General features: G+C 64.3%; 10 protein-coding genes. 3 read left to right on the plus strand and 7 right to left on the minus strand.

Features of this window, described 5'->3' with window-relative positions:
• Nucleotides 1–6: 6 nt before the first annotated feature.
• The 7 genes from ACMTA2_RS10065 to ACMTA2_RS10095 all read right to left on the minus strand — a co-directional run bounded on the left by ACMTA2_RS10065 (nt 7) and on the right by ACMTA2_RS10095 (nt 10887).
• Entirely contained in the window at nt 7–2724 is a 2718-nt protein-coding gene (locus ACMTA2_RS10065) for a nitrate reductase (RefSeq protein WP_413794714.1), read from the minus strand.
• Complete coding sequence (gene nirD / locus ACMTA2_RS10070; RefSeq protein WP_413794715.1) at nt 2724–3041, minus strand: nitrite reductase small subunit NirD; 318 nt, start codon at nt 3039–3041, stop codon at nt 2724–2726. Before nirD ends, ACMTA2_RS10065 begins: the two co-directional genes overlap by 1 nt.
• Nucleotides 3038–5491, minus strand: coding sequence for a nitrite reductase large subunit NirB (gene nirB, locus ACMTA2_RS10075; protein ID WP_413794716.1), 2454 nt, complete (start codon nt 5489–5491; stop codon nt 3038–3040). The genes nirD and nirB overlap by 4 nt, the downstream gene beginning before the upstream one ends.
• A gap of 313 nt (nt 5492–5804) precedes the next feature.
• A complete protein-coding gene (locus ACMTA2_RS10080) occupies nt 5805–7475 on the minus strand; it encodes a bifunctional protein-serine/threonine kinase/phosphatase (protein WP_413794717.1) in 1671 nt (556 codons plus the stop codon).
• Nucleotides 7476–7484: 9 nt separating this feature from the next.
• Complete coding sequence (locus ACMTA2_RS10085) at nt 7485–8696, minus strand: nitrate/nitrite transporter (RefSeq protein WP_413794718.1); 1212 nt, start codon at nt 8694–8696, stop codon at nt 7485–7487.
• A 389-nt stretch (nt 8697–9085) separates the two neighbouring features.
• Nucleotides 9086–9661 carry an ANTAR domain-containing response regulator gene (locus ACMTA2_RS10090; RefSeq protein WP_060738484.1) on the minus strand — a complete coding sequence of 192 codons (576 nt, stop codon included), beginning with the start codon at nt 9659–9661 and terminating at the stop codon, nt 9086–9088.
• A 14-nt stretch (nt 9662–9675) separates the two neighbouring features.
• Nucleotides 9676–10887, minus strand: coding sequence for a CmpA/NrtA family ABC transporter substrate-binding protein (locus ACMTA2_RS10095; RefSeq protein ID WP_413794719.1), 1212 nt, complete (start codon nt 10885–10887; stop codon nt 9676–9678).
• A gap of 225 nt (nt 10888–11112) precedes the next feature.
• Between ACMTA2_RS10095 and ACMTA2_RS10100 the strand changes: the two genes are divergently transcribed.
• The 3 genes from ACMTA2_RS10100 to sctW are packed head-to-tail and all read left to right on the plus strand — an operon-like array spanning nt 11113 to nt 14583.
• On the plus strand, nt 11113–11844 hold the full coding sequence (locus tag ACMTA2_RS10100; RefSeq protein ID WP_413794720.1) for a helix-turn-helix domain-containing protein: 732 nt from the start codon (nt 11113–11115) through the stop codon (nt 11842–11844).
• A gap of 4 nt (nt 11845–11848) precedes the next feature.
• Nucleotides 11849–13480 carry a type III secretion system outer membrane ring subunit SctC gene (gene sctC, locus ACMTA2_RS10105; RefSeq protein ID WP_413794721.1) on the plus strand — a complete coding sequence of 544 codons (1632 nt, stop codon included), beginning with the start codon at nt 11849–11851 and terminating at the stop codon, nt 13478–13480.
• Entirely contained in the window at nt 13477–14583 is a 1107-nt protein-coding gene (sctW, locus tag ACMTA2_RS10110) for a type III secretion system gatekeeper subunit SctW (RefSeq protein ID WP_413794722.1), read from the plus strand. Before sctC ends, sctW begins: the two co-directional genes overlap by 4 nt.
• Nucleotides 14584–14604 lie beyond the last annotated feature (21 nt).

Raw genomic sequence — 14604 nt, forward strand, 5'->3', positions numbered from 1 at the left:
GTTTCCTCATGAGATAGCCGCCAGCGGTTGCGCAGTGGCGACCAGCAGGCGCTTGATTTCCGGTACGCAAGAACCGCATTGCGTGCCACAGCCCAGCTCTTGTTTGAGCCCCTGCAAGTCCAGGCCACGTTCGATGCCTGCGCAGATCGCTCGCTGGCTGACGTTCATGCAGTTGCACAGCGTTTTGCTGCCGCCCATCGCGGCACCGACATTGCCCGGCGGCGCGCTCAAAGGCGCCAGCAGCCAGCGCCGCAGTTGTTCATCGGCGCGGCCTTCCAGCCAAAGGTTCTGCAGCCAGTGCCGGGCCAGGGTTTCCCCGGCCAGACGAATAGCGGTGATGCGGCCGTTTTCGATGCGCACCCGTTTGCCGATGGCGCGACGCGGGTCGTCATAGGCCAGCACCGGCCCCTCGATCAGACCCAATTGCTCGTCGATGGCCTGGAGCAGTTGCGGTTCGGGCGCGACGGCGCTGGCAGCGCGGATCAGCAACGCGGGACGTTCACGGCCGGTCAGGCTCAGGCTGACGTAGGAGAACGCCTCGCAGAGGGGGCGTAGCGCCTCCAGATGCTGTTGAACATCGCCTTCGATCAAGGCAAAAAGCTGCCAAGGCAGGTTCACCGGTTCCAGGCGTATGCCGCTGTGCTTGAGTTCCGGTTGTTTCGACAAGGGGTCGAAAGCCGGTTGAGTCAGGGTATTGACCCCACCCTTGAGGAACCGGTCGCCCCAGTGCATGGGCAGGAACGCCTGGCCGGGGCGCACACTGTCGTCGCTGTCCACGGCCACGATCACGCTGCCGCGACGGCTCTTGAGGGTGACCAGGTCGCCCGCTTGCAGGCGATGCCGGAGCAGTTCGTCGGGATGCAGGCTGAGCACGGCTTCGTTCACGTGACCAAACAACTGCGCGGCGGTGCCGGTACGGCTCATGCCGTGCCACTGATCACGCAAGCGACCGGTGTTGAGGGTCAATGGATAGCGGGCGTCGCGCAGTTCCTTGGCGGCGCGATACGGGTCGGCCACGAAGCGTGCCCGGCCGCTGTCGGTCGGAAAGATCCCGTCCACGTAAAGGCGCGGTGTCCCGACCGTGGCGCCGTCCGGGAAGGGCCATTGCTGAGGGCCGAGGCGGTCGATCAGGGCGTGGCTGATGCCGGACAAGTCCAGGTCGCGGCCACGGGTCAGTTGCTTGTATTCATCGAACAGCTGGGCCGGGGTGTCAAAAGCGAACAGGCTGGGTTGGCCCGGGCGCAGACGTTTCTCCAGGCGTTGTGCGAAATCCACTGTGATTGCCCAGTCCGGACGTGCTTCACCCGGTGCGCCAATGGCTCGACGGACGTGGGAAATGCGCCGTTCGGAGTTGGTCACCGAGCCTTCTTTCTCGCCCCAACTGGCCGCTGGCAGCAGCAGGTCGGCAAAGGCGGCGGTCTCGGTGGTCCGGAAGGCTTCCTGCAACACCACGAATGGGCAGGCTTGCAGGGCATCACGCACCGCTGTCTGGTCCGGCATCGATTGGGCCGGGTTGGTGCAGGCGATCCACAAGGCCTTGATCTTGCCGCTGCGCACCTGCTCGAACAACTCTATGGCGCTCAGGCCCGTGGTGGCGGGCAGTTGCTCGACGCCCCAGTAGTGGGCAACTTCGGCACGATGCTCCGGATTGGCGGCTTCGCGATGGCCCGGCAGCAGGTTCGACAGGCTGCCGGTTTCCCGTCCGCCCATGGCGTTGGGTTGACCGGTCAACGAGAACGGTCCCGCGCCCGGTCGACCGATCTGCCCGGTGGCCAGGTGCAGGTTGATCAGGGCGCTGTTTTTCGCGCTGCCGGCGGTGGACTGGTTCAAACCCATGCACCACAACGACAGGAAGCTTGGCGACGTGCCGACCCATTCGGCGCACTGATGCAGTTGTTCGACACTGATGCCGCACAGCTGGGCGACCATGCTCGGGGTGTAATCGCGCACCAGGTTCTTCAGCTCCGCCAAGCCTTCGGTGTGGGCCTTGATGAAGTCGCGGTCAACCCAGTCTTCCCACAGCAGCAAGTGCAAAATCCCATGGAACAAAGCGACATCGGTGCCCGGCAGGATCGCCAGGTGCAGGTCTGCCAGATCGCAAGTGTCGGTACGCCGGGGGTCGATGACGATGATTTTCATCTGTGGCCGGCGGGATTTTGCCTCTTCGAGGCGGCGAAAGAGGATGGGATGGGCGTAGGCCATGTTACTGCCGACGATCATCACGCAATCGCTCAATTCCAGGTCTTCGTAGCTGCAGGGCGGGGCGTCGGCGCCGAGGCTGCGCTTGTAGCCCACCACGGCGGAGGACATGCACAGCCGCGAATTGCTGTCGATGTTGTTGGTGCCCACCAATGCCCGGGCGAGCTTGTTGAAGGCGTAGTAGTCCTCGGTCAGCAATTGGCCGGAGATGTAGAACGCCACGCTGTCCGGGCCGTGCTCGGCAAGGGTCGCGGCGAAGACGCTGGCGGCGTGATCCAGGGCGCTGTCCCAGTCGGTGCGGGCCCGGGCCAGGCCTTTGCCCAGGCGCAACTCGGGATAGAGGGCGCGAGCGGCGAGGTCGCCGGTCAGGTGCAGGGTGGAACCCTTGCTGCACAGTTTGCCGAAGTTGGCCGGGTGGGCGGGATCGCCACTGACGCCGAGGATGCGCTCGTCGTCATGCTCGATCAGGACGCCGCAACCGACCCCGCAATAACAGCAGGTCGAGGCAGTGATCTGGCGGTTCATCAGCTTGCGTCCCGCAGGGCCAGTTGTACCCGGCCGTTTTCGACCCGGGCCGAATGATGATGGGCGCAGCCCACGTCGGGCGCCTGGGCCTGGCCGGTCTCCAGGTCGATCTGCCAGTTGTGCAGTGGGCAGGCCACCCGCTTGCCGTAGACCAACCCTTGGGACAACGGGCCGCCCTTGTGCGGGCAACGGTCATCGAGGGCGAACACTTTATCGTCGCTGGTACGAAAAATCGCGATATCGCCTTTCGGGCCATTGATGATGCGCGAACCGAGGATATTGATCTCTTCCAGTGCGCAGATATCCAGCCAGTTCATGCCGGCACCTCCAGGTTCTTCACGGGGATGGCTTCGAACTCTTTCTTCAACTGAGGCTGTTCCAGGCGTTGTTTCCAAGGGTCCTGTTCCAGCGACAGGGAAAATTTCAGGCGTTCGTGGAGGGCCTTGCGCCGCTCGGGGTCTTCCAGCACAGCTTTCTTGATGTGCTCCATGCCGACCCGCTGCATGTAGTGCACGGTGCGTTCGAGGTAGAAGGCTTCCTCGCGGTACAACTGCAGGAAGGCGCCGTTGTATTCACGCACTTCTTCGGCCGTCTTGAGCTTGACGAAAAACTCGGCGACCTCGGTCTTGATCCCGCCGTTGCCGCCGATGTACATCTCCCAGCCGGAGTCGACGCCGATAATGCCGACGTCCTTGATGCCGGCTTCCGAGCAGTTGCGTGGGCAACCGGAGACGGCCAGTTTCACTTTGTGCGGCGACCACATGTTGAACAGGTCGTGCTCCAGCTCGATGCCCAGTTGTGTGGAGTTCTGCGTGCCGAAGCGGCAGAACTCGCTGCCCACGCAGGTCTTCACGGTGCGGATGGACTTGCCGTAGGCGTGGCCGGACGGCATGTCGAGGTCCTTCCACACGCCGGGCAGGTCCTGCTTCTTGATGCCCAGCAAATCGATGCGCTGCCCGCCGGTGACCTTGACCATGGGCACGTTGTACTTGTCAGCCACGTCGGCGATGCGCCGCAGTTCCGAAGGGTTGGTCACGCCACCCCACATCCGTGGGACGACCGAATAGGTGCCGTCTTTCTGGATGTTGGCGTGGGCGCGTTCGTTGATCAGGCGCGACTGCGGGTCGTCGTGGGCTTCGCCAGGCCAGGTGGAAATCAGGTAGTAGTTCAACGCCGGGCGGCAGGTGGCGCAGCCGTTGGGGGTGCGCCAATTCAGGTAGCTCATGGTCCCGGCGATGGTCAGCAGGTGCTGGTCGCGGATCGCCTGGCGGATCTGTCCGTGGTTGAGGTCGCTGCAACCACAGATGGCTTTTTCGCTTTTCGGCTTGACGTCCGCCGCGCCGCCGACGGTGTTGATCAGGATCTGCTCCACCAGGCCGGCACAGGAACCACAGGAACTGGCGGCCTTGGTGTGTTTTTTCACGTCATCGACGCTGAACAGCCCGTGTTCCTGGATCGCCTTGACGATGGTGCCCTTGCACACGCCGTTGCAGCCGCAGACTTCGGCGGTGTCGGCCATGCTCATGGCTTTGTCCTGGCCCTGGTGGCCGACGTCGCCCAAAGCGTTTTCACCGAACATCAAGTGATCGCGGATCTCGCTGATGGCGTGGTTCTCACGGATCTGGCGGAAATACCAGCCACCATCTGCGGTGTCGCCGTACAGGCAGGCGCCGACCAGCACGTCATCCTTGATCACCAGTTTTTTGTAGACGCCGCCAATCGGGTCGGAAAGGGTGATGGTCTCGGTGCCTTCGCCGCCCATGAAGTCACCGGCGGAGAACAGGTCGATGCCGGTGACTTTCAATTTGGTCGAGGTGACCGAACCCTTGTAAGTGGCGAAGCCCAGTTGTGCGAGGTGGTTGGCGCAGACCTTGGCCTGTTCGAACAACGGCGCCACCAGGCCGTAGGCGGTGCCACGGTGGCTGGCGCATTCACCAATGGCATAGATGCGCGGGTCGTAGGTTTGCATCGTGTCGTTGACCAGGATCCCGCGGTTGCACGGGATGCCGGATTTTTCCGCCAGTTCGGTATTGGGACGGATGCCGGCGGCCATCACCACCAGGTCGGCGGGGATGATGTCGCCGTTCTTGAACTGCACCGAGCCGACCCGGCCATTGCCGGCGTCGTGCAAGGCCTGGGTCTGCTCGCTGAGGCGGAATGTCAGGCCACGGTTTTCCAGGGCGGTCTGCAGCAGTTGGCCGCTGGTCTTGTCCAGTTGCCGTTCCAGCAGCCATTCACCGATGTGGACGACGGTCACGTCCATGCCCCGCAGCTTCAAGCCGTTGGCCGCTTCCAGGCCGAGCAGGCCGCCGCCGATCACCACGGCGTGCTTGTGGGTCTTGGCGGTGTTGATCATCGCTTGGGTGTCGGCGATGTCGCGGTAACCGATCACGCCCTCCAGCGTGTTGCCAGGAATCGGCAGGATGAAGGGGGTGGAGCCGGTGGCGATCAGCAGGCGGTCGTATTCGGCTTCGCTGCCGTCTTCGGCGATGACCCGGCGCTTGACCCGGTCGATTTCCACCACTTTGCGGTTGAGCAGCAGCTTGATGTTGTTGTCCAGGTACCAGCTCAGGTCGTTGAGCACGATCTCTTCGAACGTCTGCTCACCGGCCAGCACCGGCGAGAGCAGGATGCGGTTGTAGTTGGTGTGGGGCTCGGCGCCGAACACCGTGATGTCGTACAGCTCGTTGCTCAGCTTGAGCAGTTCCTCGAGGGTTCGAACCCCGGCCATGCCGTTGCCGATCATCACCAGTTTGAGTTTTTTCATCAGGGTTCTCCGCAAGCTCAGGTCCGTTTCATCACGGCGATCGGACTGGCTCGGTCATTTTTACGAAAACAAAAAAAGGCGTCCCGCTAGCAAGCTAGCGAGGACGCCTTTGTCCTGGTCCCGTTCTCTCGGGAAGCACCGCCTTCATCGTTGGAGGCGTTGCCTTATGTCTGTTGAAAAGGATTATGCAGTGGTTGTGCCAACTGGCTCCAAGGCACGGATTTATTGCGGGAAGCGTGGGGCGGGGGTGTTGGAGGGGAATTTATTGCACCGAATCAAAGCGTGTTGCCCGGTAATGGAGCGCGACCGGATCTCAGCTATGAAACACCAGGAACAGCAGCACAATGTTCACCACCAACGACACCAGAGCCAACGTCCGCCAGACCTTCAGCGGCTCTCTTTCCAGCAATGGCCTGGGCCTGACGCTCAAGCTGCGGCGCTCGCCCTGTTCCAGCAGCAACAACCATTCCTCGGCGGTTTCAAAACGCTGTTCCGGATCCGCCGCGACGGCGCGGTCCAGGCTTTGCCCGAGCCATTCGGGCAGGTCCGGCCGATAGCGGCTGGCATTGACCGGCACGCCAAAGCGCGGGCGTTGGAAGGCTTCGATTTCGCCGTAGGGATAGTGCCCGGTCAGCAGGAAATACAAGGTCACGCCGACGGCATACAAATCCTGCTGCGCCGTGGGTGCGGTGCCGCCGAAAGCTTCCGGAGCGATGTAGCTGGGCGTGCCGGGCAAGACGTTGGCCTGGTCCTCGGACAGGCCCGGGCAGTAGGCCAGGCCGAAATCCAGCAGGCGCAATTCCCCGTCGTCCCCCAGGTGCAGGTTTTCCGGCTTGATGTCGCGGTGGTAGATCTGCCTTCGATGCAACAGGCCCACCGCCCGTACCAGCCGCTGCGCCAGGTCCAACCACTGGGCCAGAGGTAGCGGACCGCCCTGGTTGAACAGCTCGGCCAGGGTTGCTCCCGGATATTCCCGCATCACGTAGTACAAGTGCTGACGCTGGGGAACACCATGGACCTCGGGGAACTGCCGCCCGGCGATGCGCTTGAGAAACCATTCTTCCGAGAGCAAGGCCTGCCCAGCGCGGCTATCGTCCCGTAGCTGCGCGGGCAGGGTTTTCAGCAGCCAGGGTTGGCCCTGGCCGTCGCGTACCCGGTAAAGCAGCGATTGCTGGCTCTGGCCGAGCAGGCTTTCGATCTGCCAGCCCTCGAACACCTGGCCCGGTTTCAGCGCAGGCGGCAGGGGCCATTGCTGCAACTGGATCAGGGCGTCGCCGATGCTGGCTTCACCCACCGCGTCGACCCGCACCAGCAAGGCACTGGCGTTGTCCTGGCTACCGGCCAGGTGCGCGGCGTTGACCAACGTCTGCGCGGCCAGGTCCAGGTCCGGCTGGTCGCGCAGGATGCCGGCGATGGCCGTGTCCCCCAGGACCGCCCAGACGCCGTCGCTGAGCAGCACGAAGGTTTCGTCGGTGCGCAACTCGCCATCGAGAAAATCGAGGATCAGGTGTTGATCCAGTCCCAGGGCGCGCTTGAGCACATGTTGCATGCCTTGCTGTTCCCAGACGTGATCCTCGCTGACCCGTTGCAGGTGATCGGCGTGCCAGCGGTAGACCCGGCAATCACCGACGTGGGCCAGGGTGAAGCGTCGACCCCGCAGGACCAGGGCACTGACAGTGGTGAGCAGCGGTTGCCCGCCACCGTTGGCTTGCAGCCAGCGATTCTGCGCCAGCAACAGCCGGTCCAGTGCCTGGGCCACGCCCCAGGTTTGCGGCGTGGAATAGTAGTCCAGGGCCAGGGCCTGCAAGGTCGAACGGGCGGCCAGTCCGCCATCGGCGCATTGGCTCACGCCGTCGGCAATGGCGAACAGGTACCCCTTGCTGGCGGCCAGGGCCGGGGCGGGGGTGACCAGGCGCAGGGCGTCCTGGTTTTCTTCCCGCGGGCCGATGGCACTGGCTTCGGCGAAACTCAATTGCAGGCTCATGGTTGCAGGTTATACCCGGGCGGCGGTGACGGCTGCCGAACCCCAAGTGGTTCTCCAGCGACGCTTGACGCCGTGCAGGCCGAACCAGGCCAGGACACCGAGGCTGGCGAACAACCACAGGGCCAATTGATAGCTGCCAGTGCTTTGCTTGATCGCACCCATGCCCGCCGCCAGGGCGAAGCCACCGATGCCGCCGGCCATGCCGATCAGCCCGGTCATCACGCCGATTTCGCGACGGAAGCGTTGTGGCACCAATTGGAACACCGCGCCGTTGCCCGCCCCCAGACCGAGCATGGTGCAAACGAACAGAGCCAGGGCCGCATAGGAACTCGGCAGGTTGAAGCCCACCGCGGCGATGCACACGGCCGCGACGGTGTACATGCCCAGCAAGGTGCGGATGCCGCCGAAACGGTCTGCCAGGGCACCACCCAACGGACGCATCAGGCTGCCACCGAAGACGCAGGCGGCGGTGTAGTAGCCCGCAGTGACGGGGCTCAGGCCGTATTGGTCGTTGAAGTAGCCGGGCAGGGCGCTCGCCAGACCGATGAAACCACCGAAGGTCACGCTGTAGAAAAACATGAACCACCAGCTGTCACGGTCGCCCAGGGCCTTGAGGTAGTCGGCCACGGATTTGGCTTTTGGTCGCTCGGGGGCGTTCTTGGCCAGCCAGGCGAAGAGGACCAGGGTCAGCACCAGCGGGATCAGCGCGAAGCCGAACACGTTGGTCCAGCCGAAGGCCACGGCCATCACTGGAGCGATCAGCGCCGCGAGCACGGTGCCCGAGTTACCGGCACCGGCGATGCCCATGGCCTTGCCCTGATGCTGTGGCGGATACCACTGGGACGCCAGCGGCAGGGCCACGGCGAACGAGGCGCCGGCCACGCCCAGGAACAGGCCCAGCAGCAGGGCTTGTTCGTAGCTGTGAATGCCCAGTTTCCAGGCGCAGAACAGCGCGCCGATCACGATCACCTGGCCGACCATGCCGGCGGTCTTAGGCGAAATCCGGTCGGCCAGCAGGCCCATGAACAACCGCAGCACTGCACCGGCCAGGATCGGCGTTGCCACCATCAGGCCGCGTTGCTGGGTGGTCAGGTGCAGGTCGGTGGAAATCTGCACCGCCAGTGGGCCGAGCAGGTACCAGACCATGAAGCTCAGGTCGAAATAAAGGAAGGCCGCGAACAGTGTCGGGGTGTGGCCGGATTTCCAGAAGCTTGAATTCATCGCGCACCTCAGCTGTAAAAGTCTCGAGAAATGAGTCAGTGCTTAGAGCAGTGCGCCGTCTGTGGTCGCACCACCGGCCCCGAAGGGCCAAAACAAAAAAACGCCGCAACCCGGATCGCCAGAGAGGCAAGAAGGGTGTGCGACGTCTTTGTCGTAGGTGGGGCAACCGCCGTTGGTTACCTGTGGGATTGCTTAAGCGAGATCTGTGCCAACAGTTGTGGTTGTGGAACCTGTGGGAGCGGGCTTGCTCGCGAAGACGGTGGGTCAGTCGATATCAATACTGGATGTCAGACCGCTTTCGCGAGCAAGCCCGCTCCCACATGTGGAGCGCGGTCTCTTGTGGGAGCGAGCCTGCTCGCGAAGGCGCCGGGCCAGGGGCCAAGGGGCTTTCAGCCCAGCAGCTCGTTCATGGCGATGATCTGCTCCGCCACCTGGATCAGCTTCTGCTGGCGGCTCATGGCCTGGCGGCGCATCAGGGTATAGGCCTGTTCTTCGTTGCAGTCCTTCATCTTCATCAGCATGCCCTTGGCCAGTTCGATGCGCTTGCGTTCGGCCAGTTGCTGGTCCCGGGCCAGGAGCTGGGCGCGCAGGGCCTGGTCGCTTTCGAAGCGAGCCATGGCCACGTCGAGGATCGGTTGCAGGCGCGCAGCATGGATGCCTTCGACGATGTAGGCGCTGACGCCGGACTTGATGGCCTGGCGCATCACATTGGGGTCGTGCTCGTCGGTAAACATGACGATCGGTCGTGGCTGATCGCGACTGACCAGCACCACTTGCTCCATCACATCGCGTCCGGGTGACTCAGTATCGATCAGGATCACATCCGGACGCACCGTTTCGACGCGTGCCGGGAGGTCGATGGTCAGGCCTGACTCGTCGATGACTTCGAAGCCGGCTTCAATCAGGGCGGCCTTGAGGCGGCCGACTTTTTTCGCAGTGTCGTTGATCAGCAGGATACGCAGCATGGTCGTGGCTCCTGTCAACGGCTGGCGAGAAGGGGAGCCGCATCGCTCAGGGCGTGCAGTTTGAAGCCGCGGGCGTACCCGGCCGGATCCGAGCCGTCCCAGGTGATGCCGTCGATCAGTTGGCTGCTGCGCATGTCCGGGCTCGGGGACGCGATGTCCAGTGCCGCGCAGGCCTCGCGGTACAGCGTGAGCTGTTGGACGTCCCGGGCCACGGCCAGGTAGTCCGGGTCTTCGCGCAGCAGGCCCCAGCGACGGAACTGGGTCATGAACCACATGCCGTCGGACAGGTACGGCAGGTTCACCTCGCCACCGCCATGGAAGCGCATGGCATGGGGATCCTGCCAGCTGTTGCCCAAGCCGTCGGCATAGATCCCCAGCAGCCGCGGTTCGATGCAATCCAGGGGGGCGTCGAGGTATTCGGGCGCACTCAGCAGTTGCGCGGTGCTGCGACGGTTTTCGCTGCTTTGTTCGATGAAGCGGCTGGCTTCGAGGATCGCCATCACCAAGGCCCGGGCGGTATTGGGGTATTGCTCGACGAACGCGCGGGTGCAACCCAGGACTTTTTCCGGGTGGTCGGGCCAGATGGTCTGGGTGGTCGCCAGGGTAAAGCCCAGGTTCTGCTTCACCGCGCTGGCGCACCAGGGTTCGCCGACGCAGAAGCCGTCGATCCGCCCAGCCTGCAAATGCGCGATCATCTGTGGGGGCGGCACCACCACGCTGTCGACGTCGGTCAAGGGATGGATGCCCTGGGCGGCCAGCCAGTAATAGAGCCACATGGCGTGGGTGCCGGTGGGGAAAGTCTGGGCGAAGGTCAGTTTCGGGCGAGTTTGGTGCACGTGCCGTTCCAGTGCCTCAGGACTGGTCACGCCCTGGGCCTGCAAGCCGTGGGACAGGTTGATGCTCTGGCCGTTCTGGTTCAGCCCCATCAGCACCGCCATGTCGGTCGGCGCGACGCCACCGATGCCCAGGTGCACCGCGTAGACCAGGCCGTACAAGCTGTGGGCGGCATCGATCTCACCGCAGACCAGTTTGTCCCGCAGGTTGGCCCAGGACGCCTGGCGCTTGAGGTTCAGGGTCAGGCCGTAGGGCTGGGCGAAGCCCTGGGTAGCGGCCACCACCACTGGGGCACAGTCGCTCAAGGCCATGAAACCGAGGTTGACCGCGCTCTTTTCCGGGGCATCGCTGCCGTTGACCCAGGCCAGGGGGTTGGCTGGAACTTCATTCATCGCGCATCACCTTCCACATGAAAGCGCCGCTATCCGGCTGGATGACGGCGCCCTTGTCCTCAAAACCGTGTGGCGCTCATCCCGACGAGGGAATGGGCACCGATGAGCGAAAAGGGTGCAAGGCATATGCCAGCCCGTCGCTCATCACTTTTCCATCAAGATTTCCGGCGCCGCGCCTTCCATTCTGTCGCTCCTTCCACTCGCCACGTTGCAAAGGAGACACCGGTGCAGCAGACATCATCTCGCTCCACGGCATTGACTGACCCGCGTGAACGGGTGGTGCACCTGCGGGTCGTCCAGGGCACGGTGGCGCTGGACAGCGCACGGTGCGGGCACCGCCAAGCGCTGTCGAGCGGCTGGCAAGGGCTGGTGGTGCTGCGCGACCCCTTGCAGTTTTCCGGCGGCGAGTGGCACGTACTGCCGATCTGCCCGGCGCCGCTGGTGAAATTGCAGGCGTTCTTCGACATGAGCGATGCCTTCGTCACGCAAGGAGCCGAGGCCGCGCCGTGGGCCATGTTGCCGGTGGCGGATGACGTCGTCCGCTCCCAGGTGCGGCTCGAACGCTGGTTCATCGAACAGGCGCTCGGTGGCACGCCGAGCTATCACGCCGTCGCCCAGCTGTTGCGCCAGCACGAAAGCTACGGATTGGTGCGTTTTCTGTTGGAGCAAGGCACCCGCAGCGAAAAGCTCAACACCCTCGCGCAGCGCTACGGGGTGTCGGTCTCGCATTTTCGCCGGCTCTGCCGGCAGGCCCTGGGCAGTGCGGCCAAGCCCGCCCTGCGCGGGTGGCGCACGGCCCAGGCGCTGTTGGAGATGAGCCTGGGCAACGGTTCGCTGACTGACGTGGCGCTGGCGTTCGGCTTTGCCTCTTCCTCGCATTTCTCCAAGGAAGTCCGCGAGTTGGTGGGGTTCGCCCCCAGCCGCCTGGCTGACATCACCTACCTGCCGGGCAAGTGAGCCGATGAGCCGTCGCGTGTTGTCCCTGACGTTGCTGCTGCTCGCACCCCTCGCGGCCCGGGCCGATGTCTACAGTTTCGAGGCGCGCGAGCAGAGTGCGCGAACGTTTTTCAGCGAGCTGTCAGGCTCGTTGGGCAAGCCCGTCATCGTCAGCAAGGTGGCGGCGGCCAAGCGGGTTGGCGGCACCTTTGACTTGCGTACGCCGCAGCAGACGTTCGAGCGCATCAGCGCGCAGATGGGCCTGATCTGGTACAGCGACGGCCAGGCGATCTACCTGTACGACGGCTCGGAAATCAAGAGCTCGATGGCCTCGTTGCAGACCCTGACGGTGGCCAAGCTGCTGGCATTCCTCAAGCAATCCGGGCTGCACGACCCACGCTACCCACTGCGCAATGACGGCCTGCGCACTTTTCACGTGTCCGGGCCGCCAATCTACGTCGACCTGGTGCTACAGGCCGCGCAGTTGATGGACAACCAGCGTTCGGAGCTGTTGTTGGGCAAGCAGCAGATCGGCGTGATCCAGGTGCACAATACCTTCGTCAACGATCGCCAGTACGAGCTGCGCGATGACAAGGTGACGCTGCCGGGGTTGGCCAGCGTGATCGAGGCGTTGTTGCGCGGCGAGCAGCATCAGGTTGAGCCTGCGGTGGCCCAGGCGCCCGGGCAGCGACCGCGGGCGATGATGCCGGTGTTTCCCCTCGAAGGCCTGGCGAACACGCCCTCGGAACAAGACCCCACCGCGCCGCGCATCCTTGCGCGTGAGGTGGCCGCCGGCAACATCCGCGTGGTGGCCTACCCGGACACCAACAGCCTGCTGGTCAAGGGGCTGCCGGAACAGGTGCGTTTTATCGAGAACCTGGTGAATGCGCTGGACACGCCGAAACGCCACGTCGAACTGTCGTTGTGGATCATCGACCTGCACAAGGATGAACTCAATCAACTGGGCATCAACTGGCAAGGCGCGGTGAAGTCCGGCGGTACGTTCAGTGCCTCGCTCAATGCCGGTTCGGCGACCACCCTCGACGGTGCGTCGTTCGTCACCCGCGTGCTGGCGCTGGAGCGCACCCAGCGGGCCAACGTCGTGTCGCGCCCAGTGATCCTGACCCAGGAAAACGTCCCGGCGATCTTCGACAACAACCGCACCTTCTATGCGCCGCTGGTGGGGGAGCGCAGCGTCGACCTGCAACACGTGACCTACGGCACCCTGGTCAGCGTTCTGCCGCGCTTCGCCCAGGCGGACGAAATCGAGATGTCGCTCAACATCGAGGACGGCAACGAGGTCGAGCGCCCGGCCTCGGACGAGCGCCAGGGTGCGTTGCCAATAGTGGGCCGCACCCGCATCAGCACGGTGGCGCGGGTGCCCCAGGGCAAGAGCCTGTTGGTGGGCGGCTTTACCCGTGACGACCACGGCGAGCAGATCGGTCGGGTCCCGGTGCTGGGCTCGATCCCGTGGCTCGGCCGGTTGTTCAGCTATCGCCAGAGCCGCTCGGCCAACACCGTGCGAGTGTTCCTGATCCAACCCCAGGAAATTCGCCAGGCCGGTGAACCCGCCACGATCGAGCCGGGCGGCCCGTTGCTGACCCCGGAGCAGCATGAGCGCTTGCGTCGTTCTTATTTCCGGCTGTCGCAACCATGATCCTGCTGCCGGTTTCCCTGGGCGGACGCGCCGCCCAGGCCCGCCTGAACAGCGAGAAGGCCGCCGAGCAGCCACCGCCGCAGGTTGACGCCGACGCGAACGCGGACGACAGCGCCACGACCGCGGTGGCGCAGCGCATCGTGCAGATCAGCGACGAGCTGTCGGCGGCGCTCACCCAGTTCCGGGGCCGGCGCTTGTTCGAGCTCAAGTCCGACACACCGAGCGACACCTTCGAGCGCGTGCTGGATGACGACACCGTGCCCAAGGCGCGGCAAGTGCTGAGCCTGGCGCGGCTGGCGGACAAACCGGTGGCCTGGCTGCTGGACATGGCGCGGCACCTGTTCCCCGACGACAGCGACCTGGCCCTGGTGTTGCGTGCGTTGTTACGCCGGCGCAACCTGGAAAGCCGTACCCGCCAGCGCCTCGAAACGCTGTTGCAGACGGTGGTTATCCAAGGCTCGCGCAAGCGCATGAACGCCGGGATCAATGCGGCACTCAAGGCGCGGATGTTCGGTGCGAGCATGACGGTGCGAGCCGGCCTGTTGCGCGAAACCTACCGCGACTTTCTCGAATCCGACGATGGCCCGCTCAGTGCCTACCAGGATTGGATCGCCCTGTACGGGCCGTCACAGCGCATGAACGTGCTGGCCTTCATCGAAGCCGCATTGCTCACCGATATCAGTGCCCAGGACCCCAGTTGTTCCCACGCCGAGTTCGGTCAACTGCTGGGGCGGCTGACCGACCTCAAGCACCTGCGCTCGGCCGATGCGCTGTTCATCGACGCGCTGCTGGGCGACGCACTCGTCTGCCGGCACAACGCCGATGAGGCCGACTGGCTGGTGTTTCTGCTCGGCGTGCTGGCCTACCCCGATGACCTCGACCAATGGCTGCTCGGTGCCTTGGGCGAGCCGGTGTTGCTCAGTTCCCACCGTGACCGTTCGGCGCTGTTGCAGACCGTGCGCCGGCTCAGCCTCGGCTTGCCGCCGCCGTTGTTCGTCGATGAAGACGCGCCGCTGCGCCTGGCGCAACAGTTCACCCGCCTGGCCGATGTCGCCCATGCCCATGAATGCATCGAGCAGCGCCGCGCCGGTGGTTGCCCGTGATGCCGTCCCGGAGCCTGGCCG

The organism is Pseudomonas medicaginis, assembly GCF_965119365.1.
Lineage (GTDB): Bacteria > Pseudomonadota > Gammaproteobacteria > Pseudomonadales > Pseudomonadaceae > Aquipseudomonas.

Coding starts and splice junctions, on each gene's coding strand:
- ACMTA2_RS10065 (WP_413794714.1), bottom strand. CDS start 2,724: ATGAACCGCCAGATCACTGCCTCGACCTGCTGTTATTGCGGGGTCGGT.
- nirD (WP_413794715.1), bottom strand. CDS start 3,041: ATGAACTGGCTGGATATCTGCGCACTGGAAGAGATCAATATCCTCGGT.
- nirB (WP_413794716.1), bottom strand. CDS start 5,491: ATGAAAAAACTCAAACTGGTGATGATCGGCAACGGCATGGCCGGGGTT.
- ACMTA2_RS10080 (WP_413794717.1), bottom strand. CDS start 7,475: ATGAGCCTGCAATTGAGTTTCGCCGAAGCCAGTGCCATCGGCCCGCGG.
- ACMTA2_RS10085 (WP_413794718.1), bottom strand. CDS start 8,696: ATGAATTCAAGCTTCTGGAAATCCGGCCACACCCCGACACTGTTCGCG.
- ACMTA2_RS10090 (WP_060738484.1), bottom strand. CDS start 9,661: ATGCTGCGTATCCTGCTGATCAACGACACTGCGAAAAAAGTCGGCCGC.
- ACMTA2_RS10095 (WP_413794719.1), bottom strand. CDS start 10,887: ATGAATGAAGTTCCAGCCAACCCCCTGGCCTGGGTCAACGGCAGCGAT.
- sctC (WP_413794721.1), top strand. CDS start 11,849: ATGAGCCGTCGCGTGTTGTCCCTGACGTTGCTGCTGCTCGCACCCCTC.
- sctW (WP_413794722.1), top strand. CDS start 13,477: ATGATCCTGCTGCCGGTTTCCCTGGGCGGACGCGCCGCCCAGGCCCGC.